At 60.0% G+C, this 22,209-nt stretch carries 18 protein-coding genes and 1 tRNA gene; 8 read left to right on the top strand and 11 right to left on the bottom strand.

Annotated features, from left to right (window positions below; translation table 11 throughout):
* Positions 1–6 precede the first annotated feature (6 nt).
* Together J7394_RS04455 and J7394_RS04450 are read left to right on the top strand one after the other, a co-directional pair.
* Positions 7–912 (top strand): LysR family transcriptional regulator, encoded by a 906-nt coding sequence (locus J7394_RS04455; RefSeq protein ID WP_170468211.1) that lies wholly within the window; start codon positions 7–9, stop codon positions 910–912.
* Between the two features lie 98 nt (positions 913–1,010).
* Positions 1,011–1,796 (top strand): inositol monophosphatase family protein, encoded by a 786-nt coding sequence (locus tag J7394_RS04450; RefSeq protein ID WP_209251268.1) that lies wholly within the window; start codon positions 1,011–1,013, stop codon positions 1,794–1,796.
* Positions 1,797–1,902: 106 nt separating this feature from the next.
* Here J7394_RS04450 and J7394_RS04445 read toward each other — a convergent pair whose 3' ends face one another.
* Together J7394_RS04445 and putA are read right to left on the bottom strand one after the other, a co-directional pair.
* A complete protein-coding gene (locus tag J7394_RS04445; protein WP_209251267.1) occupies positions 1,903–2,646 on the bottom strand; it encodes a rhomboid family intramembrane serine protease in 744 nt (247 codons plus the stop codon).
* A gap of 42 nt (positions 2,647–2,688) precedes the next feature.
* Positions 2,689–6,087, bottom strand: a complete 3,399-nt coding sequence (putA, locus tag J7394_RS04440) for a bifunctional proline dehydrogenase/L-glutamate gamma-semialdehyde dehydrogenase PutA (protein WP_209251266.1) — start codon at positions 6,085–6,087, stop codon at positions 2,689–2,691.
* Between the two features lie 103 nt (positions 6,088–6,190).
* Here putA and J7394_RS04435 point away from each other — a divergent pair, with 103 nt between their 5' ends.
* The 6 genes from J7394_RS04435 (at position 6,191) to J7394_RS04410 (ending at position 12,363) form a co-directional block, all read left to right on the top strand.
* Entirely contained in the window at positions 6,191–6,679 is a 489-nt protein-coding gene (locus J7394_RS04435; protein WP_209251609.1) for an Lrp/AsnC family transcriptional regulator, read from the top strand.
* Between the two features lie 30 nt (positions 6,680–6,709).
* Positions 6,710–7,276 carry a tetratricopeptide repeat protein gene (locus J7394_RS04430; RefSeq protein WP_209251265.1) on the top strand — a complete coding sequence of 189 codons (567 nt, stop codon included), beginning with the start codon at positions 6,710–6,712 and terminating at the stop codon, positions 7,274–7,276.
* Between the two features lie 86 nt (positions 7,277–7,362).
* A tRNA-Gly gene (locus tag J7394_RS04425) sits at positions 7,363–7,436 on the top strand.
* A 123-nt stretch (positions 7,437–7,559) separates the two neighbouring features.
* On the top strand, positions 7,560–9,377 hold the full coding sequence (locus J7394_RS04420; protein ID WP_209251263.1) for an ABC transporter transmembrane domain-containing protein: 1,818 nt from the start codon (positions 7,560–7,562) through the stop codon (positions 9,375–9,377).
* Between the two features lie 160 nt (positions 9,378–9,537).
* Positions 9,538–11,427 (top strand): acyl-CoA synthetase, encoded by a 1,890-nt coding sequence (locus tag J7394_RS04415; RefSeq protein WP_209251261.1) that lies wholly within the window; start codon positions 9,538–9,540, stop codon positions 11,425–11,427.
* Between the two features lie 12 nt (positions 11,428–11,439).
* On the top strand, positions 11,440–12,363 hold the full coding sequence (locus J7394_RS04410) for an alpha/beta hydrolase (RefSeq protein WP_209251259.1): 924 nt from the start codon (positions 11,440–11,442) through the stop codon (positions 12,361–12,363).
* Positions 12,364–12,448: 85 nt separating this feature from the next.
* On the opposite strand, the gene J7394_RS04405 is transcribed toward J7394_RS04410, so the two are convergent.
* The 9 genes from J7394_RS04405 to J7394_RS04365 all read right to left on the bottom strand — a co-directional run.
* Complete coding sequence (locus tag J7394_RS04405) at positions 12,449–13,285, bottom strand: alkaline phosphatase family protein (protein ID WP_209251257.1); 837 nt, start codon at positions 13,283–13,285, stop codon at positions 12,449–12,451.
* 142 nt (positions 13,286–13,427) lie between these two features.
* Positions 13,428–15,068: an ABC transporter ATP-binding protein gene (locus J7394_RS04400; protein WP_209251255.1), complete on the bottom strand. Its 1,641-nt coding sequence runs from the start codon at positions 15,066–15,068 to the stop codon at positions 13,428–13,430.
* Positions 15,065–15,880, bottom strand: a complete 816-nt coding sequence (locus J7394_RS04395; RefSeq protein ID WP_209251607.1) for an ABC transporter permease — start codon at positions 15,878–15,880, stop codon at positions 15,065–15,067. The genes J7394_RS04400 and J7394_RS04395 overlap by 4 nt, the downstream gene beginning before the upstream one ends.
* On the bottom strand, positions 15,880–16,836 hold the full coding sequence (locus J7394_RS04390; RefSeq protein WP_170374804.1) for an ABC transporter permease: 957 nt from the start codon (positions 16,834–16,836) through the stop codon (positions 15,880–15,882). The genes J7394_RS04395 and J7394_RS04390 overlap by 1 nt, the downstream gene beginning before the upstream one ends.
* Before the next feature lie 15 nt (positions 16,837–16,851).
* A complete protein-coding gene (locus J7394_RS04385; protein WP_209251253.1) occupies positions 16,852–18,438 on the bottom strand; it encodes an ABC transporter substrate-binding protein in 1,587 nt (528 codons plus the stop codon).
* Positions 18,439–18,669: 231 nt separating this feature from the next.
* Positions 18,670–19,773 carry a DUF4147 domain-containing protein gene (locus J7394_RS04380; RefSeq protein WP_209251251.1) on the bottom strand — a complete coding sequence of 368 codons (1,104 nt, stop codon included), beginning with the start codon at positions 19,771–19,773 and terminating at the stop codon, positions 18,670–18,672.
* The gene (gene dtd / locus J7394_RS04375) at positions 19,773–20,210 is read right to left on the bottom strand and encodes a D-aminoacyl-tRNA deacylase (RefSeq protein ID WP_209251249.1); all 438 of its coding nucleotides are present in this window, start codon (positions 20,208–20,210) and stop codon (positions 19,773–19,775) included. The genes J7394_RS04380 and dtd overlap by 1 nt, the downstream gene beginning before the upstream one ends.
* 114 nt (positions 20,211–20,324) lie before the next feature.
* The gene (locus J7394_RS04370; RefSeq protein ID WP_209251247.1) at positions 20,325–21,413 is read right to left on the bottom strand and encodes a TFIIB-type zinc finger domain-containing protein; all 1,089 of its coding nucleotides are present in this window, start codon (positions 21,411–21,413) and stop codon (positions 20,325–20,327) included.
* A 539-nt stretch (positions 21,414–21,952) separates the two neighbouring features.
* Positions 21,953–22,209: DUF4339 domain-containing protein (locus J7394_RS04365; RefSeq protein ID WP_209251245.1), on the bottom strand; the 257-nt coding region annotated here is incomplete at its 5' end.

The raw sequence follows: 22,209 nt of genomic DNA, 5'->3' as shown, positions 1-22,209 counted from the left end.
CTTCAGATGCATATCGAATTCCGGCACCTGCGCACCATCAAGGCGATCCATGACTGTGGCGGTCTTGCGCGTGCGGCCGATCAACTGAACATCACCCAATCGGCGCTGAGCCATCAGATCAAAGGGCTGGAGGATCAGGCCGGGGTGGAACTGTTCCTGCGTCGGTCCAAGCCGATGAAGCTGTCGGCGGCGGGTCTGCGACTGTTGCGATTGGCCGAGCAGATTCTGCCTCAGGTCGAGGCCGCGCAGCATGAATTCTCATCCCTGCGCGATGGCCGCACGGGTCGGATGCATATTGCGATTGAATGCCACGCCTGTTTCGAATGGCTGTTTCCGGTGCTGGAGTCCTTTCGGAAATCCTGGGGCGATGTCGACGTGGATATTCGCCCCGGTTTGGCCTTTGACGCGCTACCTGCCTTGCAAAAGGAAGAGGTTGATCTGGTTGTATCCTCCGACCCTGAAGACCTGCCGGGTGTCGAGTTCGTGGAGTTGTTCGACTATAACCCGGTGTTCGTCGCTGCATCTTCCCATCCGCTGGCCGAGAAAGACTTCATCGAGGCTGAGGATTTTCGCGGTCAGACCCTGATCACCTATCCGGTCGAGCGCACGCGTCTGGACGTGTTCAGCCAGTTGCTGATCCCGGCGCGGGTTGAACCGGCCAGCATCCGTCAGGTCGAACTGACAGCCGTGATCCTGCTGCTTGTCGCCTCAAATCGGGGAATTTCTGTCCTGCCGGATTGGGTCGTGCGTGAGGTTAAGTACAACTCGGATTACGTCACCCGCCCGCTGACGAAAGAAGGGATCACCCGTCGTCTCTATGCCGCTGTCCGCTCTGAAGATCTGGAAAAACCCTTCGTGCAGGAGCTGGTCAAACTGGCACGGGACGAGGCGCGGAAGTTGCAGGCGCAGTAACGGCGTTTTGCTAAGGTCTGCTATGCGCATCATTCCTCTTGGCAAGGGCGCATTGCATCAGTATACGCGCGGTTTGACCGGACAGGAGCCTTTTCACAATGGTTGGCAGTGCAAATCTCAACATCATGATCAAAGCCGCGCGCAAGGCGGGGCGGTCTCTGGTCAAGGATTTCCGTGAAGTCGAGAACCTGCAGGTGTCGATGAAAGGCGCGGGCGATTTTGTGTCCAAGGCCGATATCGCCGCTGAAGCCATCCTGAAAGATGAACTGCTGGGCGCGCGTCCGACCTATGGCTGGCTGGCCGAAGAGGGCGGCGCGATTGACGGCGAGGATCCGACCCGCCGTTGGATCGTCGATCCGCTGGACGGCACCACCAACTTCCTGCACGGGTTGCCGCACTGGGCGATCTCGATCGCGCTGGAGCACAAAGGCAAGATCGTCGCCGGGGTGATCTACGACGCCGCCAAGGATGAGATGTTTTTTGCCGAAAAGGGCGAAGGTGCGTGGATGAATGATATGCGTATCCGTGTCTCGGGCCGTCACCGTATGATCGAGTCGGTTTTCTCGACCGGTCTGCCCTTTGGCGGTCGCTCGGATCTGCCCGCCACGCTGCAAGATCTGGCGCGCCTGATGCCCACATGTGCCGGTGTGCGTCGGTGGGGCGCTGCTGCACTGGACATGGCCTATGTCGCCGCGGGTCGCTACGAGGGCTTCTGGGAGCGTCGCCTGAACGCTTGGGATCTGGCGGCAGGTATCATCATCGTGAAAGAGGCCGGTGGTCTGGTTCAGCCCTTGAATCCCGAAGGCACCATTCTGGAAGATGGCGAGGTCATCTGCGCCAACGAGCCAATTTTTGACAGCTTTGCCAAGGTCATCCGGGGCTAGATCGCTTTGCGTTTGATTTGAATCGAACTACGCTGCCTCTCCCTTCGGTTGAACGCGCATTTCGACCACTTTGCCTCAGGTAAAACGCAAAACGCTTTAAACGCGTTTACCTGCGCGGCACGCGCGGGATGCGGGATTGCGACAGCTTGTATTTCGTCTCGGGGTGAGGCGGGTGGCCGTGCGTGTGGTCCCAATACGCTGGCCCTCCGCGTTTCAGCCAGAGCGGGATGCACACGATCAGCCCCACGACGAACCCACCGGTATGGGCCCAATAGGCAACGCCGCCCTCGTCGGGGTTGCTGGAAAGACTGCCGAAAAACTGCAGGCCCAACCAGACCCCGAGCATCACGAAGGCCGGGATGGTAAAGACCCGGAAATAGACGATCAGGATCAGCAGAATATCCACGCGGGCTTTTGGGAAAAGCAGCAGGTACCCGCCCATCACGCCCGCAATCGCCCCGGAGGCTCCGATTGTGGGCACGACCGAGTCGGGTGCGGTGATCACATGGATCAGCCCGGCTCCGATCCCGGCGACAAGGTAGAACAGCAGAAAGGGCAGGTGGCCCATTTCGTCTTCCAGATTATCGCCGAAAACCCAAAGAAACAGCATGTTGCCCGCCAGATGCATCCAGCCGCCATGCAGGAACATCGAGGTCACGAAGGTTTCTGGCGCCAGCCCCTCGGCGCTGCGGGCGGGAATGATCGCGTAGTCGAAATAGAACTGCTGAAGCACCCGTGCGTTGTCCATGATCCCGACATAGCTGACAAAGATCAGGATATTCGCCGCCATCAGAGCGTAGACAACATAGGGCGTGCGCCCCGAGGGGTTGTGATCTCGGATCGGAAACATGGCGCGACGCTGGGCTTTTCCGCGCCCAGCGTCAAGGTCAGGCTATGCCGCACCACCCAACAGCGCCGCATTGCCGCCCGCCGCTGTCGTGTCGACGCAGACATGGCGTTCCGCCAGCACCCGCGTACGATCCGGCAGGCCGGGGATCATGGGCAGGATCGGCCCGTCGCGCCGCGCCAGATGCTGTTCGATCTGACGGGCGATCTCCTCGTCTCCCCACCACAGAACGCCCGCGAAGCCGGTCAGGTTCTCCAGACGATGCAGGTCGAGCATGCCCGTTGCCTCAATCGCCGTGCCGCCCAAGGCCAGAACCGCATCTGCCTGAGTGCGCGCAGCGCTCTCGCCGGGGCCAAGGCACAATAGCGGAGGCCGCGCAAATTCAGACAACCGGTTTGATTCCCCTGTTGGTCCGGGCAGGGTTTGGGTGCGAACCGGGGCCGGTTGCCCTTTCGGCGCGGGCAAATCCGCAGTTGCCTGCCATGTCTCTGAGGTGCTCTGACGATCCGGAGCGCAGAACCGGGCCATGTAGTTCGGCCCACCCGCTTTGGGACCAGTGCCTGAAAGCCCCTCACCTCCGAAGGGCTGAGATCCCACGATGGCGCCGATCTGGTTGCGGTTCACATAAACATTGCCTGCATGGATCGCCTCGGTCACATGCTGGACACGGTCGTCGATGCGGGTGTGCAGGCCGAAGGTCAGCCCGTAGCCGGTGGCGTTGATGTCGGCTATCACCGCGTCGATCTCTTGCGCTTTGAATCGGGCGACATGCAGAACCGGGCCGAAAATCTCGCGTTCCAGATCGGCGATGCCGCCAATTTCGATCAGGGTGGGGGCAATGAATGTCCCCTCGGGCGGCGTGTTGAGTTCTTTCAGAACCCGGCCTTCTGAACGGGCTTTCGCGACATGGTCCGCGATTCCCTGACGCGCGGCTTCGTCAATTACTGGCCCGCAATCGGTTGAGATCAGCCACGGATCGCCGACCTGCAGCGCCTCCATCGCGCCTTTGAGCATGGTCAAAACATCCTCGGCAATATCCTCTTGCAGATAGAGACAGCGCAGGGCCGAGCAACGCTGACCAGCTGATTGAAACGCGCTTTCGATGATGGACTGCACCGCCTGTTCCGGCAGCGCCGTACTGTCCACGATCATCGCGTTCAAACCGCCCGTCTCAGCGATGAGCGGCGTACCGGGCCGCATGTTCTGCGCCATGGCCGAGCGGATTTTCAATGCTGTCGCCGTCGATCCGGTGAACGCCACGCCCGAGACGCGCGCGTCCGAGGTCAGCGCCGCCCCGACCTCCGGTCCGCCGGGCAGTAATTGTAGTACATCGCGAGGAACTCCGGCCTCGTGCAACAGCTGCACCGCTCGGTGCGCGATCAGAGGCGTCTGCGGCGCGGGTTTGGCGAGGACGGCGTTGCCGGTTGCCAAAGCCGCCGAAATCTGTCCGGTGAAAATCGCGAGGGGGAAGTTCCACGGGCTGATACAGGTGAAAATCCCGGCCGGTTTGGCATCGGGAATATTCGCCGCGTAGTAGCGCAGGAAATCTACCGCTTCGCGCAACTCGGCAACCGCGTCGGGCAGAGATTTCCCCGCCTCGCGTGCCAGAAGGGCGAAGAGCTCACCGAAATGAGCCTCATACAGATCGGCGGCTGCGTTCAGAGCTTTGGCGCGTTGCTCTGCCGGGGCTTGCCATGGGCTGGCCGAGGCCAGGGCAAGCTCCACATCGGCAGTACTGGTCGCCGCAACTGTGCCGGGCTTGTCCTGTGGTTTGGCCGGGTTAATCACCGGCTCTTCAGCCATGGGTTTCGCGTCCTCGGACAGCAAAGGCTCCGCGCGCCAATCAGTTGCTTGGAACCGATCCCGCGCTGCGTCGATCTGGTCCAGCGTCGGTGTGTGGTGCAGATCAAAGCCCTTGGAGTTGGGACGCTCGGGCAAAAACAGCTCTGGCCCGGTGGGCAGAGGCGCGGGCGGTGTCTCAATCGCGGTGAACGGATCAGTGGCGACCTCTTCGGGTGGGACGGCCTCATCCACAATCTGGTTCACGAAGGATGAGTTCGCACCGTTCTCCAACAGACGCCGGACCAGATAGGCCAGCAAATCGCGATGCGCCCCGACCGGCGCGTAGATGCGGCAGCGGGTTTTGTGCGTGTCCAGAACCAGCCCGTGCAGCGTTTCGCCCATCCCGTGCAGGCGCTGGAACTCGAACGGCTGCCCCTCGGCCATATGCAAGATCGCGCTGACGGTGTGGGCGTTGTGCGTGGCAAATTGCGGATAGATCCGGTCGGTCATACCCAACAGCTTGCGGGCATTGGCGATATAGGACACATCCGTTGCAGCCTTGTGGGTGAAAACGGGGAAGCCATCGACCCCTTCGACCTGCGCGCGCTTGATCTCCGTATCCCAATAGGCGCCTTTGACCAGCCGCACCATCAGCTTGCGATCATGGCGTTGAGCCATGTCGTAAAGCGTATCCAGAACCAGCCCGGCGCGCGGGCCGTAAGCCTGCACGACGATGCCGAACCCATCCCAACCGGCCAAGGCGGGCTCGGCCATCACCTCCTCGATCACTTGCAGCGACAGGGACAGCCGGTCGGCCTCCTCAGCATCCACATTCAGGCCCATACCGGCCGCCTTGGCCAGCAAGGCCAGCGCGCGTAGGCGGGGGACAAGCTCATCCATGACCCGCGCCTCTTGCGCCAGTTCATAGCGCGGATGCAGGGCAGACAGCTTGACCGATATGCCGGGATTGGCGCGGATATCTTCATGGGTACACGCCCCGGCAATGGCGGCGATGGCGCGAGAATAGGACAGGTGATAGCGGGCGGCGTCGGCCTCGGTCCGGGCCGCTTCGCCCAGCATATCGTAGGAGTAGGTGTAGCCCTTGGCCTCCATCCCGCTGGCGCGATCCATGGCCGATTGAATGGTCTCGCCCAGAACGAACTGACGCCCCATCTCTTTCATCGCGCGTCCCACGGCGGTGCGGATGACCGGCTCACCCAGCCTTTTGATCGCCCCGCGCAGGGCACTGACGGGAGAGGCTTTGCCCTCATCCAACACCTTGCCGGTCAGCATCAAGGCCCAGGTCGAGGCGTTGACCAGCGAGGATGAGGACTGTCCCAAATGTTTACCCCAGTCCGAGGGCGCGATCTTGTCTTCGATCAGCGCATCAATCGTGTCTGCATCGGGCACCCGCAGCAGCGCCTCGGCCAGGCACATCAGCGCCACACCTTCGTCGGTGGACAGGCCGTATTCAGCCAGAAACACCTCCATCATTCCGGGCGATGTGCTGGACCGGATATCGCGGACCAGCTGGGCCGCCGCATCGCAGATGGCGCTACGGTCCGCTTCCGACAGGGCGGCCTGGTCGGTCAATGCCTGCAGAACGGTCGATTGATCGGCATAGGCGTAGGTGTCGATGGATGTGCGCAGGCTGTGAGACATGGTTCCTCCGGGCGTTTTAGTCAGTGTACACGCAATTTTCCGGGACAACGGACCGAGTTTTGCCATACAGAGGTCAAATAAACTGATTTCTTACGGTATGGCGATGCAAATGGACTTTCCAAACCTCGACCGCTTTGATCGCGCGATTCTGCAGGCTCTGGCCGAAGACGGGCGCATCTCGGTCGCGGATCTGGCGCGGCGGATCGGGTTGTCGAAATCGCCGACTCAGGCGCGGTTGAAGCGGCTTGAGGCCGACGGCGTGATCACGGGATACCGGGCGATGCTGGATCCGATCCGGTTGGGGCTGGATCACGTGGCCTTTGTCGAGGTGCGCATGACCGACACGCGGGAAAAAGCGCTGGCCGAGTTCAATGCCGCTGTTCGCAAGATCGCCGAGATCGAACAAGCCCATATGATCGCGTCCAATTTCGACTATCTGCTGAAGGTGCGCACCGGGTCGATGTCGGAATATCGCGCGGTGCTGGCCGAGAAGATCTCATCCCTGCCGCATGTCGCCAACACCTCGACCTTTGTTGCGATGGAGGCGGTGAAGGAAACCGGTTTGCTGGGCGGCCTCGACCGCGAAACTTGACCAAAGCGGATTGCGCGTCACACTTGGTCTATGACCCGCACGTTCATAGGCCCTGTCATTGCCCTTTGGCTCATAACTCCCGCTTTGGCGCAATCCTGCCCGTCTGCACCGGACCATTCGGAAGGAATGGGCGCGCTGATTGCACAAATTCAGCAGGCCGAGTCGCAGTCTGAGGCGCGCGGGATCTCCAACCAGATGTGGGAGTTATGGACCGACGCCCCCGATCTGCGCGCTCAGACGCTGTTGGATCGTGGCATGGCGCGGCGCGAGGCATCGGATCTTCTGGGCGCTTTGCAGGAGCTGGACGCGCTGGTGGTCTACTGCCCGGACTATGCCGAAGGGTACAACCAACGTGCCTTCGTCAATTTCCTGCGGCAAGACTTCCCCTCAGCTTTGGTTGATCTGGATCGGGCACTCGAGCTATCCCCAAATCACATCGCGGCCATGAGCGGCCGTGCTTTGACGTTATTGGGTCTGCGGCGGTTGGATGAGGCCCGCACCGCCCTGACTGCGGCCCTTGAGCTGAACCCATGGCTATCCGAGCGAGCCTTGCTGGAACCCGGCGGCGCGCTCGAGCCGCCGGGCGAGGATATCTGACAAAGCCGCCCCAAGGAAATGCACGCCCGGCGTGATTTCGGTTCTTGACGCCCCCAGATGCTTGGATTACTCAACCCAAACGCTGAGCGGGTATAGCTTAATGGTAAAGCCCCTGCCTTCCAAGCAGGCTATGTCGGTTCGATTCCGTCTACCCGCTCCAACTCAGCCCTACATCTCTGCGTCAAATGGCCCGGTCCTTTGGGCATTTTGCGCGCGGCCTTGACCCTGCGGGCCAGTATCGCCAAGAAACAGCAACTCAGCATTGAAGAAACAAGGGCCGCACATGGCGAGACAGACAGCCAGCACGACCACCGCATCCGCGCCGGGCGCCAGCGAAGAAAGAGCAGGCTCAAAAAAGCTGGGCGTCTTGGCGTCGCTTTGGCCGTTCATGAAGCCGTATCGCCTGCTGATGCTGGGGGCGACACTGGCGCTGGTCCTGACGGCTGGCATGACGCTGACCTTGCCCTTGGCCGTGCGTCGCGTGGTGGACAACTTCCGCATTCAGGACGGAGAGCTGCTGGATTGGTACTTCCTGGCCGCGCTGGGCATTGCCGGTATTCTCGCCGTGGGCACAGGCATCCGCTACGCGCTTGTTACCCGTCTGGGCGAACGCGTGGTCGCCGATATCCGCAAGGCCGTCTTTGACCGTGTGATTGGCATGAGCCCCGAGTTCTACGAACGCATCATGACCGGAGAGGTCCTCAGCCGGATCACCACCGACACGACGCTGATTCAATCGGTGATCGGGTCATCTGTCTCGATTGCCCTGCGCAACCTGCTGATGTTCGTCGGAGGGTTGGTGCTGATGCTGTTGACCTCGGCCAAGCTGACAGCGCTGGTTCTGCTGCTGATCCCGGTGGTTGTGGTGCCTATCCTGGTGCTGGGGCGCAGGCTGCGCGCAATCAGTCGCGAGAATCAAGACTGGATCGCGGCCTCATCGGGCAACGCGGGCGAGGCGCTGGGGGCGGTCCAGACCGTGCAGGCTTTCACCCACGAACGCGCAAGCCGCCAGCAATTCGGCGACATGACCGAGACCTCCTATGTTGTTTCGCTTCGGCGTATTCAGACGCGGGCCATTCTGACGGTCATCGTAATCTTTCTGGTCTTCTCAGGCATCGTTGGAGTGCTGTGGATGGGGGCCAATGACGTGCGCAATGGAGTCATGACCGAAGGGGTTTTGATCCAGTTCGTCATCTACTCGGTCATCATGGCAGGCTCCGTCGCTGCCTTGTCCGAGATCTGGAGCGAACTTCAGCGTGCTGCAGGGGCCACTGAACGGTTGGTTGAGCTGCTGAATGCCGAAGACACGGTGATCGACCCGTCTCAAGCAAAACCGTTGCCGCAACCGGTGCGCGGAGAGATCAAGTTCGAAGAGGTCACCTTCCGCTATCCTGCGCGGCCCGATGTGGTGGCGCTGGACAAGCTCAGTCTGCAGGTCAATCCCGGCGAGACGGTTGCCTTCGTTGGCCCCTCGGGCGCAGGAAAAACAACGGTGGTTCAGCTGCTCCAGCGGTTCTACGACCCGAACTCGGGGCGCGTGATGCTGGATGGGATGGATCTGCAAAACCTGAACCGGGCAGATTTCCGCCAGCATATGGCTCTAGTCCCGCAGGATCCGGTGATCTTTGCCGCCTCGGCCCGTGACAATATCCGCTTTGGCCGTCTAGATGCTTCGGACGCCGAGGTCGAGGCCGCGGCACGGGCCGCTGCCGCGCATGAGTTCATCGCGGCACTCCCGGAAGGCTATGACAGTTTCGTCGGCGAACGGGGAGTGATGCTGTCCGGCGGTCAGAAACAGCGGATCGCCATTGCCCGCGCCATTTTGCGGGATGCGCCGGTTCTGTTGCTGGACGAGGCGACCTCGGCGCTGGATGCGGAAAGCGAGCGGGCCGTTCAGGGCGCGGTTGATCAGATGCGCGCCGGGCGCACGACACTGATCGTGGCGCACCGGCTGGCAACAGTGAAAAAGGCAGATCGCATTGTAGTGCTGGAGGCCGGTCGCATCGTCGCCCAAGGCACCCATGACGATCTGGTGGCGCAAGGGGGCCTTTATGCGCGTTTGGCCCGTCTTCAGTTCACTGACGGCGTCGCAGCAGAGTAAATTGACCTTTGGGCAACCGCTGTTTCGCCGCAGCGTCATTCTACATTTTGTATTTTTCCCTCGCTAAGCCCTTGCTTGCGCCGCCAAGGTTGTGATCCCATCTGAGATAAGATCACTCCGCGTGTGGCGCGCGGGAGGTTACAAAAATGGGAGGAGCCACATGGCCTTTGTTGGCAAGGAAGACAAAGCGCGTATTGAACAGGAAATGACGTGGGAGGACCGCAATCTGCCGGTGACGTTCCACCAGCTGCTATCGCGCACGGCAGAGAAATTTCCAAACCACAACGCGGTCAGTTTTCAGCTGTTTTCGGGTCCCAATGACAAGGCCGAAACGCTGACATGGTCCAACCTTCTGGGGCAGGTCAATCAGGCGGCCAACCTGTTCCGCTCGCTCGGGATCGGCGAAAACGATGTGGTGGCCTACGTCCTGCCCAATTGTAACGAGACGCTGGTGACCCTGATGGGCGGTGCCGTCGCAGGCATCGTAAATCCGATCAACCCGCTGCTCGAGCCGGAACAGATCGCCGCCATCCTGCGCGAGACAGGTGCCAAGGTTGTCGTCACGCTCAAATCTTTCCCGAAAACGGATGTGGCTCAGAAGGTGGAAGAGGCCGTGCGCCATGCACCCAAGGTCAACACCATTCTCGAGATTGACCTGAACCGATATCTGACGCCGCCGAAATCCTGGATCGTGCCCTTCCTGCGCCCTAAAATGGGCGACAAGGAAAAGCTCGCACATGCGGATTACAAGAACTTCAATCAGGAACTGGCCAAGCAGCCCAAAACCCTGACCTTCGCAGACAGCACCGAGGACCGGGTGGCCTGTTACTTCCACACAGGCGGCACGACCGGCATGCCGAAGGTGGCGCAGCACAAATATTCGGGCCTGATCTACAATGGTTGGCTGGGCAATACGCTGCTGTTTGACGAAAACGATGTCATCATGTGCCCGCTGCCGATGTTCCACGTCTTTGCCGTGCATGTGATCATGATGGCGGCTGTGTCCTCGGGCGCTCATGTGATCTTCCCGACACCTCAGGGCTATCGCGGCGATGGCGTGTTCGACAATTTCTGGAAGCTGATCGAACGCTGGAAGGTCAGTTTCATCATCACTGTGCCCACGGCGATCTCGGCCAAGATGCAGCGTCCGGTGGATGCTGATATTTCCTCGGTGAAAACGGCGTTCTCCGGCTCGGCCCCGCTGCCGGTGGAACTGTTCCGGCGGTTCGAAGAGGCAACAGGTGTGACCATCGTCGAAGGCTATGGCCTGACCGAGGCCACCTGCCTTGTCTCGTGCAACCCGGTAGATGGAGAGAAAAAGATCGGCTCGATCGGTATTCCCTTCCCCTACACGGATGTCAAAATCCTGCAGGACGGCCCGGACGGTCCAAAGGAATGCGCGGTGGATGAGATTGGCGAAATCTGCGTTTCAAACCCCGGTGTATTCGCAGGCAATACCTATACCGAAACCGACAAGAACGAGAACCTGTACCACTACGACAAGTATCTGCGCACAGGCGATCTGGGTCGCTTTGATGAGGACGGGTACCTCTGGATCACCGGTCGCGCCAAGGACCTGATCATTCGTGGCGGCCACAATATTGACCCCGCAGAGATCGAAGAGGCCTTGCTGGGGCACGAGGCGGTGGCCTTCGCAGGTGCCATTGGTCAGCCCGACGCCCATTCCGGTGAGGTGCCTTGCGCATTCGTAGAACTGGTCGATGGGGCCTCGGTCACCGAAGAGGCGCTGATGGAGTTCTGTAAGGTCCATGTCCATGAGCGCGCGGCTCAGCCCAAGCACATGACAATCCTGACCGAATTGCCCAAGACCGCGGTTGGTAAGGTGTTCAAACCGGATCTGCGCAAGCAAGCGATCACCCGGATCTACAATGGCGCGCTTGAGCAAGCTGGCGTTGATGCCCGTGTCGTCTCGGTCATCGACGACAAAAAGCGTGGCCTTGTCGCGCAGCTTGACGCGAACGGCACATCCGAGGACGATGTCAGCAAAGTGCTGGGCGCGTACACCCGGCCGTGGGAGTGGGCAGCCTAACCGGGAGGGAACATGGATTATGAACGTCTGATTGATGAGGAAACTTGGGCGTTCATAAGACGCACGTCGGAAAGCTATCCTGACGATGCGGTGGATCTGTCAATCGAAGACCAGCGCAAGGTCTATGACGCGATGTGTCAGGACTTTCGCCAGCCACGGCCCGAAGGGGTAGAGGTGCAGGACCTGTCTGCCAATGGCGTGCCGGTCCGTATCTATGCCGCGGGGCAACCGACACGAACCGTCGTCTATTTCCATGGCGGCGGTTTCGTCGTTGGGGGGCTGGATAGCCACGATGATGTCTGCGCCGAGATTTGCGCACAGACCGGATACCGAGTTGTCGCCGTAGACTACCGCCTGTGCCCCGAACACGTGCATCCGGCGCAATTTCTGGACTGTTGGACTGCTACAAACTGGGCGGCGGACGAATTTGGCGACCCGATGATTCTGGCCGGTGACAGTGCAGGGGGCAATCTGGCCGCATCTGTCGCTCACCACGCGCGGGGTCGGCTAGAGAACATCTTGGGGCAGGTCCTGATCTACCCCGGGCTGGGCGGCGACACGTCCAAAGGTTCGTATATCAAACACGCGCATGCGCCGTTGCTGACGCTTGAGGATATTAAGTTCTACGAAACCGTCAGATGCGGAGGGCCAGCCCCGAGCGGTGATCCAAGTTTTGCCCCGCTTCAGGACACCGACTTCTCGAGCTTGCCACCGACCGTTGTCATCACCGCCGATTGCGACCCTCTCAGGGATGATGGATCAGATTATTGCGCTGCGATCCAATCCGCCGGAGGACGGGCAGAATGGATCAACGAACCCGGCCTCGTCCATGGCTATCTGCGCGCCCGAACCTCGGTCAAGCGCGCGGCAGATAGTTTTGAACGGATTTCCATCGCCATTGAGGCGCTGGGGCAGGGGATCTGGTCCTACGACTAACCCATATCGGGTCCAGTATAGAAAAGGAATGCCCTGCCAAGTTCAGGACATTCCTGCCGCCATATGTGGCAGCGAAGTGCTTTGATCAGCTCAGGAAGGGCTTGGCCTTCATCGTGTCCGCAAGCGGCGCGCCCATACGGGTCAGGATGGTAGGGGCAAGCTGTAGCTGGTCGATCACGGTATCGGCCTCTGGGCCTTCTGCATCGCCAAAGTAGTAGAGCGCGGTTTCCTGTTGCAACGGGCTGCGCCCGCCGTGGTGACCGCGTTCGTCCTGCCCGTGATCGGCGGTGACGATGACCTCATAGCCCAGCTTGCGCCAGTTCGGGATGAAAGGGGCCAGCATCTCATCCATCACGAAACAGGCGTGGTCCATTTCCTCGCAATCGTGGAAGAAGCGATGGCCCATGCTGTCCAAGGTGCAGGTGTGCAGGATGCCATAGTCCAACCCATGGCGCAGGCACAGGTTCGTCAGAGTGGCAAACAGATCGACATCGCAGGGCGTCATCTGGTTGGCCTTGCCATAGCCGGTCATGCTGTGGAACCGCCCGTGATTGATGGTCTTGCTGTCCGGCTCGTCATATTCCACGTCGCGCACATAGTCGAACGGGTGGCGGTTGAAAAATTGCGACCAATAGCTGTGCGTCACGGCTCCGGTCACGCCTCCGGCCTCGCGGACCTGGCTGAACACGTCCTTGTGGCTTAGGCGGAAGACATTGCCGTTGCCGGTGCAACCATGCTCCTGCGGGGTCACACCGGTGTGGATCGAGGCATAGCAACTGGCCGAGGTCGATGGCAGGACCGAGCGGAGTTTCCACACGCGGGCCTCGCCGCAGTCGACCCAGCCTTCGAGATTGCCGAACAACCGGCGGAAGTTACGCCACGGGACGCCGTCCAGAATGATGAGGAGGAGTTTGCGGTCCATGATCCGACCCTTTTCGAGAGTGTTTCCGGCGACCCTAGAAGATTCGTTGCGCTTGGGCTGCCCATTCCCGCCCCAAATAGCAAAATCCCGACACCTGTTTGTGACACGTGCCGGGATTTCATAGCATTGGCTGGGGCAGGGGTCAGTTCCCGGCCGCCTCCATCTTACGGTTGGCAACGACTTTTTCCAGCCAGCCAAGCTCCATCTCGGGGACCGAGCTGAGCAGCAGGTCAGTGTAGTCGTCGAACGGCGGGCTAAGCACCTGAGATTTCGAGCCATAGCGCGCGACGCGACCCTGATACATCACCGCGATGCTGTCGCTGATCGCTCGGACCGTCGCCAGATCATGGGTGATGAACAGGTAGGCCACATCCTCGATCTTCTGCAGGTCCAGCAGCAGCTTCAGGATGCCGTCAGCCACAAGTGGGTCCAGCGCCGAGGTGACCTCATCACAGATGATCATCTTGGGCTTGGCCGCCAGTGACCGCGCGATACAGACACGCTGTTTCTGCCCACCGGACAGCTCAGCCGGATAGCGATCGATGAACTTTTCGCCCAGTTCGATCTCATCCAGCAGCTCGACAACGCGTTTGCGTTTCTCGGCCCCGCGCATGTTGAAGTAGAACTCCAACGGGCGGCCGATGATCGTGCCGACGGTCTGACGCGGGTTCATCGCCGTGTCTGCCATCTGATAGATCATCTGCAGCTCTCGCAGGTCTTCGCGCGTGCGCCCCTTCAGATCCGAGCTCAGCTTGCGCCCGTTGAAGGTGATCTCACCCTCGCGTGCGGGCAGGAGGCCGGTGATCACACGCGCCAGCGTGGATTTCCCCGAGCCGGATTCGCCAACAACCGCCAAAGTCTGCCCCGGATGGAGCTCAACATTGACGTTGTGCAGCACATCGAAGTTCAGACCCTTGTAGCGTGCGGTAATACCGTCGACCTGAAGAACTGGCTCTGAGGTCGGCTTTTTCTCTTCATGCTCGATAGACCGGACCGAGACCAGAGCCTTGGTATAGTCTTCCTGCGGGTTGTTGATGATCTGATCGGTATTGCCGTATTCGACCGTGTCGCCCATCCGCAGAACCATGATGTCGTCGCTGACCTGCGCCACAACCGCAAGGTCGTGGGTGATATACAGCGCGGCGACGCCAGTATCTGCAATGGCTTCCTTAATCGCCATCAGAACGTCGATCTGGGTGGTCACATCCAAGGCCGTGGTCGGTTCGTCGAACACCACCAGATCAGGTTCCGGGCACAGGGCCAGCGCGGTCATGCAGCGTTGCAGCTGACCACCGGAAACCTGGTGCGGGTAGCGACTGCCGATATTGTCCGGATCGGGCAGGCCCAGCTTGGCGAAGAGTTCACGCGCACGGGCCTCGGCCTGTTTGCGGGTGAATTTCTTCTGCTCGACCGCCGCTTCGACGACCTGATCCATGATCCTTTTGGCAGGGTTGAACGACGCAGCAGCGGATTGGGACACATAGGTGACCTCACCCCCACGCAGCTTGCGGATATCCCCGTGAGATGTCTTGAGGATATCGCGCCCGTTTACCCAGACCCCGCCGCCGGTGATCTTCACGCCACCCCGGCCATAGGCCATTGAGGCCAGGCCGATGGTGGATTTACCGGCACCGGATTCGCCGATCAGGCCCAACACCTTGCCGCGTTCGAGGTCAAAGCTGACCCCATGCACGATTTCGATGTCATGGGGCTTTTCGCCCGGCGGATAGACGGTCGCGCCGATCTTGAGGTCGCGGACCTTGAGAAGGATATCGTCGCTCATCCCCGGCCTCCTTTCAGCGATGTGGTGCGGTTCAGAACCCAGTCAGCCACAAGGTTGACCGAGATGGCCAGCGTCGCGATAGCCACGGCGGGCCACAGGGCAGCACCGATGCCATAGACGATACCGTCCTTGTTTTCCTTCACGATGCCGCCCCAGTCCGCCAGCGGCGGCTGCACGCCCAGGCCCAGGAAGGACAGGGTCGAGATAAACAGAACCATGAAGATGAACCGCAGACCGAACTCGGCCACCAGTGGCGACAGAGCGTTGGGCAGGATTTCCCGGAAGATAACCCATGTGCGCCCTTCACCGCGCAGTTTCGCGGCTTCGACGTAGTCCATCACGTTGATGTCCACTGCGACCGAGCGCGACAGTCGATAGGGGCGGGTTGCGTCCAGCAGGCCCATCACAAGGATCAGGATCGGAACGGTCACCGGAACGATGGCCAGAATAACCAGCGCCAGGATCAGGGTCGGGATCGACATGATCAGGTCAACAGTCCGGCTAAGCGCCTGATCCGCCCATCCGCCAAGAACGGCGGCCAGCAAACCCAGAGATGTACCGGTCAGAAAGCTGAGCAACGTGGCTGCGGCAGCGATGAAGATCGTCGTGCGCCCGCCATAGATCATGCGGGTCAGTAGGTCCCGCCCGATGTTGTCCGTACCCAGCAGATGCTCGGCGCTGGCAGGCTCCCACACATCGCCGACAACTTCTGCCATTCCATAGGGCGCAATCAGGGGGGCCGCGATGGCCACAAAGAAATAGGCGCCAGTGAACAAGAGGCCAATCAGTGCCGAAAGAGGAATGTTCTTTATCATTTCGGATGCCTCAGTCTTGGATTGGCAAGGATCGACACGATATCGGCAACCATGTTCAGGCCGATATAGACGGCCGCGAATACAACGCCACAGGCCAACACGACGGGCACGTCGCGTTTGGTCACCGCATCCACCAGATATTGCCCCATGCCGGGATAGACGAACACAACCTCGACCACGACGACGCCGACAACCAGATAGGCTAGGTTCAGCATCACAACGTTTACGATCGGGGAAATCGCGTTTGGGAAAGCATGGCGTGCAATGACCTGAAAGGTGCTCAGACCCTTAAGCTCGGCGGTTTCGATATAGGCCGATTGCATGAGGTTCAGAATGGCCGCGCGGGTCATGCGCATCATTTGCGCCAGAACCACCAGCGTCAGAACGAAAGCCGGCAGGGCAATTGCATTCAGCTTCTGCCCGAATGTCATGGAATCGTTGATCATCGCCAGGGATGAGAACCAACCCAGTTTGACCGAGATAAAGTAGATCACCACATAGCCGATCAGAAACTCGGGGATTGAAACGGTTGTCAGCGTGATCGCCGAGATCAGCTTGTCAGGCCAGCGATTGCGGAACCGGACGGCCAGAAGGCCCAGGAAAATCGCAAGCGGAACGGACACGATCGCAGCGACGCAAGCAAGGAACAACGTATTGCCGAGGCGTTTTCCGATGCTCTCGGAGATATCAAGTTTGTTGGTGAGGGATTGCCCCAGATCGCCTTGCGCGATGCCACCCAACCACTCGAAATAGCGGGTTAGGGCAGGGCGGTTCAGGCCCATCTCTTCTCGGAGGTTGGCAAGGGCCTCAGGGGTTGCGGACTGCCCCAGGACGGCTTGCGCGGCGTCTCCGGGAAGGGCTTCGGTCAGGCCAAAAATCAGAGCCGAAGCGCCGAGCAGCAATAGGAGTCCCAGCGCAAGGCGCTGGGAAACCAGTTTGATGATAGGATGCATTATCCGTTGCCCGAGTTACACGAACCACATCTTGCGTGAGATGTTGCCGTTCATCATCTCTTGCGTCGGATCAGATTCCCAACCGTCCAGCTGGTTGCTGATGCCTTCGACAAAGTCGTTGAACATCGGGCAAATCAAGCCGCCTTCGTTGCGGACCATCTGGCCCATCTGGCTGTAGATACCCTTGCGTTTCTCCGCGTCCAGTTCGGCGCGCGCTGCGAACAGCAAGTCGTCGAAGGCCTGAACCTTGAAGCGCGTGTCGTTCCAATCTGCGCTCGACAGGTACGCGGTCGAATACATCTGGTCCTGGACCGGACGACCGCCCCAGTAAGAGGCACAGAACGGCTGAACGTTCCAAACTTCCGACCAGTAGCCATCATTGGGTTCACGTTTGATTTCCAGCGGGATACCTGCCTGAGCTGCGGTTTGCTGGAACAGCGCCGCCGCATCCACAGCACCCGGGAAGGCGCCATCTGCAACGCGCAGAATGATCGGCGATCCATCGTGACCGGATTTCTTGTAGTGCTCGGCTGCTTTTTCAACGCTGAACTCACGCTGTTCGATAGTCTCATCGAACAGGGGGTAGGCCGCGTTAATCGGCATGTCGTTCCCGATCGAGCCATAGCCACGCAGAACTTTGTCCACCAGATCCGCGCGGTTGATGGCGTATTTCAGAGCCGTGCGCAGTTCGTTGTTGTCGAACGGAGCCGTGTCACAATGCATGATGAACACATAGTGGCCACGACCGGCGGTCGAATGAACAGTCAGGTTTGGCGCGCGGCCCAGCAGGTCGGCAACTTTGGGCTCGACGCGGTTCACTGCGTGAACCTGACCCGATTGCAGCGCGGCTGTCCGGGCAGTTGCGTCGTTGATGACAACCACTTCGACGCTGTCGAAGTTGCCGAAATCGCTGTTCCAGTGGTTTTCGTTCTTGGTGAACAGGTGACGGACGCCGGGCTCATCAACTTCCAGCTTGTAGGGACCTGTACCGATACCGGCTGCCGGGTCCTCCATACCGCCATCCGGCTGAATGATCAGGTGATAGTCGGCCATCAGATAGGGAAGGTCGGCGTTGGGCTCGGACAGGGTGACCTGGAAGTTGTCGCCATCGGCCTTCATCGACTCGATGCCCTTCATGATGCCCAATGCACCGGACTTGGAGTCTTCGTTCGAGTGGCGCTGCATGGTTTTCAGCACGTCTTCGCTGGTCATGGTCTTGCCGTTGTGGAACTCGACCCCCTGACGCAGCTTGAAGGTCCAGACCTTGGCGTCTGCACTGCCTTCGACGCTTTCGGCAAGGCGTGGTTCGATCGTGCCGTCGGGTGCAACTTCGACCAGTTGGTCGCCAAACTGTTTGCCGTTCTGGAACGGAACCGAGCTTGCATAAGTTGCCGGGTCCAGCGAGTTGGTCGATTCGCCGCCCTGCAGGCCAAATTTCAGATCGCCACCCTTTTTCGGGCCGGCTGCACGGGCCGCGTCGGCAAACATCGTGCTGGCCACGGCTGCCGAAACGCCAAGAGCGGCGGCTTTGCCCATGAACTCGCGACGGGTCAGTTTGCCTGCCGTCACCTGTTTGGACATGTGAGTGAGTTGTTCGTTCATTCAGAAGCTCCCAGTTGATTGTGTTCGCCCGTTTTCGGGCTTTTTATTGACGCGTGAGTCAACGTTGACGCATTTCAGCGGGTCGGGCAAGTGGAATTCCGTGTCGCAAATGTGCCTTGCCTGACAATACCGTGTTTATCAAAGCCGTCATAGCGCCCTGTCTTTGCGTCCTCCGCTATGCCGAAAATGATCTATCGGTTGCCTTGGTCGGTATCGGGAGAATCCGTCATTCTAATCCCGAATTGCGACAATCAGGTCCATGACATTGGTCCCCGTCGGCCCCGTGACCAGCAAAGCGCCTGCATTTTCCAGAAAGGCCCCACTATTGGCGGCGGCCAGCGCCTCATCCGCGCCCTCGGCCCAAGTTGAGCCAGAAACGACCCCGCCCGCTGCATTGGTTGGGCCATCCGTTCCGTCGGTTCCTCCGACTACGACCGTGATACCTTCAAGGCCGGAAATCTCATGCGCCAGCGCCAGAGCCAGTGCCTGATTGCGCCCACCCTGTCCGGGGTTGGGGGGCAGCACAACAGTCGGCTCGCCGCCAAAAACCATGACGCCTGATCCCATCTGTCGCAGCTTCTCACCGAGCGCTGTGGCGACAGCCTGATAGTCGTCATGCAGGGCTTCTTCATTGGCCAGCACCGACAGACCCGCATCCGCGGCCGCTTCGGCGGCTGCCGCACGAGCATGGGCGTTCGAAGCAATGATCTGCGCTTCGGCCTCGTAAGAGACCTGTTCAGGCAGCGCACCGATGCCCGAGCCGATAACGTTCAGATCATCCCCCGGCACGTCCGAGATCGCCAGAACCGTGACCTTTCGGCCTTTGAGCCGGGACAGCAATCCTCCGCCCTTGACCAGGGAAATCTTGCGCCGTTCCGCGTTCATTGCCGTGATATCAAGCCCCTCGGACAGCAGCTTTTTGTTCAACGCCTCCAGATCCTCAAGCGTTTTGCCACCTATCAAATCTTCAGCCAGCGAGGACGCGCCGCCCGACACCAACAGCAGCAAATGCGCCTCGGCTGGCATGGCCTCGACCGCAAGGCGTAGCGCCCGGCCGCCTGCAAGGCTGCGGCTATCCGGGACGGGATGTGAGGCCTCGATCACGTCGACGCCCTCCGGCAGGTCGCGCCCATGGTCGTCCTTGGTGACCACCAGCGTTGGGATGTCTCCGAAATGATCCAATGCCGCTCGGGCCATCGCCGCCGCGGGTTTGCCCACGGCCAATATCCGATCCGGTTTTGCAACATCGGAGAGCGCTTTTCGGGTCGCCGTGTATCCGTCTACCGCCGCGACTCCGGCTTGCCAGAGTGCGATTGCCTGTTCAGCGCGGGTCATCAATTCTCCATCCAGATTGTCACTGGCCCATCATTGACCAGCTCAACGGCCATGTCGGCCCCAAATTGCCCTGTCTCAACCGCGATTCCGCACGCCGCGAGGTTCTTGGCAAAACTTTCATAAAGGTGTTTCCCGACATCCGGCGCAGCGGCCTGCGAAAATCCGGGCCGGTTACCGCTGGCCGTATCCGCAGCAAGGGTAAACTGACTGACAACCAGAGCCGAGCCGCCCATGTCCACAACAGACCGGTTCATTTTACCGGCGTCATCCTTGAAAATTCGCAGCTTGGAGATTTTTGCCGCCAGTTTCGAGGCGTTCTCTTCGCTGTCGCCCTGCATTGCGCATACGAGAATCATCAGTCCCGGTCCCGATTGACCGACAACAGCGCCATCTACCGAGACTGACGCCCTTGATATCCGTTGTAAGACTGCGCGCATCGCTCTCCCCAAATCGCATGCGTTCAGCAGTCGGTTTAGCTGTCGGTGACCCACTTGTCATCCAGCGTCTTGCCCGTATTCGGGAAAACGTTTGCCTGTGTGATTTTGGTAGGCTCAGCCCTGCGACGTCGCCATCACGTACCCCACGCCCGCCGCCACCAGCAGGCCGAGGACCACCGCAATGGTTATCTTGATCGCAGACCACGGTCGTTCCCCCTGCACCCGGCCAGTGCGCCCGTTGACCACAAACCGATAGGTTTGCCCGCGATACTTATAGGCAGCCATCCAGATGGGCAGCAGGATATGCTTGAACGTCACATCGCGCACATCCGTGTCCACCGCGTGAATACGCTGCCGGTCGCCGCCGATGTCAAAGCGCACGTCACGCTCGATTACCCGCGCCATGTGCGCGCGCGCCTCGGAATACCCATCGGGTAACTCGACCGAATACGCCTCGGCCCGGAACCCCGCCAGGTATTGCGGCTGGTAGGGTTCAAGTGCGGGCAGATCCCAGGGCTCCAACGAGTCTGTATATTTCTTGGGCAGAGAGCGTGACGCCAACACCAGAACGTCATCAAAGAACCGCGCGACGCGACCGGATTTTGGACTCCAGCGCACTTTGGCTACCTGTTGCTGCACTCGCTTCCCGTCGCGCATAACAGTGCGCGTTTCATAGTAAACGGTGCCGCGCTCCCCGCGATAGCTGGATTTGGTGTCCGCGTCGAAGGTCCAGTAGGGCACGTAAATGCCCTGCATTTTTCGGCCCTTGCGCGCATAGTCCTTCAGCCCGTTCGGCGCGAACCAAAGCCGACCAAGCCAATCCCCCATCGCCTTATGGGCGGACCGTTCATCCAGCGCAAAAGGCAGGATGCCTTTGGGTTTGATATGCCTGTTGACGCCTGTATCCGTCACCACCGGCGTGGCACAGAACGGACATTCCGCGGCGTGGGTATTCGGGTCAAACTCGACCTGTGCGGCACAGTTCGGGCAAGACAGAACCCGCGTTTCCTCAATCTCGCTGTCGGGCAGACGGTCGGCGATAGCGGTGTCAAAATCCAGCTCGCGCAGGCTTGCACCGCCCCATGGGCCCGCGCCAATGGGTTCCGAGTGGCCGCAATGGTCGCAGGTCAATGTGCCATCGCCGGGGTTGAACCGGTAGTCTGCGCCGCACTGGTCGCAGGGAAAGCGGTGTTCTTCGGTCATTCGTCCGTCCTGAATGTAGTTCTTGCCCCTGGTCCGATCTGCCAACGCACTAGCAGTGCAATCAAAGCGCATAACAGAACAAATTGCGCGGAGTTTTGGGCGAGTATCCACCATCCGTAAGGTGTCAATATGCCGTCGACCGACCGAACGGACCCGTTGCCTCCCATTGTCGAACTAAAATCTGGGTTTATTGATTGAAACCAACCAAAAAGCCGCCCGAGTAAGATGCTCACTCCTACCAAGCCACACCCAATTCCAATACCCCATTTGGCGGCGCGTAAATAACCTATGGGCTTTTGCGATACTACGCGCAAGGCAGGCGCAACTAACACCCACGCAATGAGAAAGGACAAAGGCAAGCCAATCAACGTGAATAGAAAGAACAACGACTTCAGCGTAGGATCAAACCCGCGAACCAGCATTTCAGAAGCCAAAGGTATTCCGACCACTGCAACCCATCCAGATATCGCGCAAAGATTTATTGCGCGCCGAATCTCTCGCTTTTCATAGGGGGATTGAGCGACATCTATCACCATAGGCTATGAACTTGGCGGAGGCGGAGGCAGGATCGTGAACAACTGCGCCAACTCCTGCACCTCGCCTGCTTTCTTCCAGCCATCCTGACCAGCGGTCCAGACATGGGTGTCTCGCGTCAGCTCTCCGTCCGACGCCATACGCCCCATCTTGGCCTTCGAGAACGGTCCGCTGGTCTGACCGTCCACCGCGATATGCCATACATGCTCAACGGGCGGAGGGGGCGGCGGGGCCGCATGCGCGGATGGTTGCGGGGCAGCGG

Source organism: Ruegeria sp. R13_0, from assembly GCF_017743995.1.
Classification (GTDB): Bacteria; Pseudomonadota; Alphaproteobacteria; order Rhodobacterales; family Rhodobacteraceae; genus Ruegeria.
This window is presented reverse-complemented; position numbering and strand designations above follow the sequence as displayed.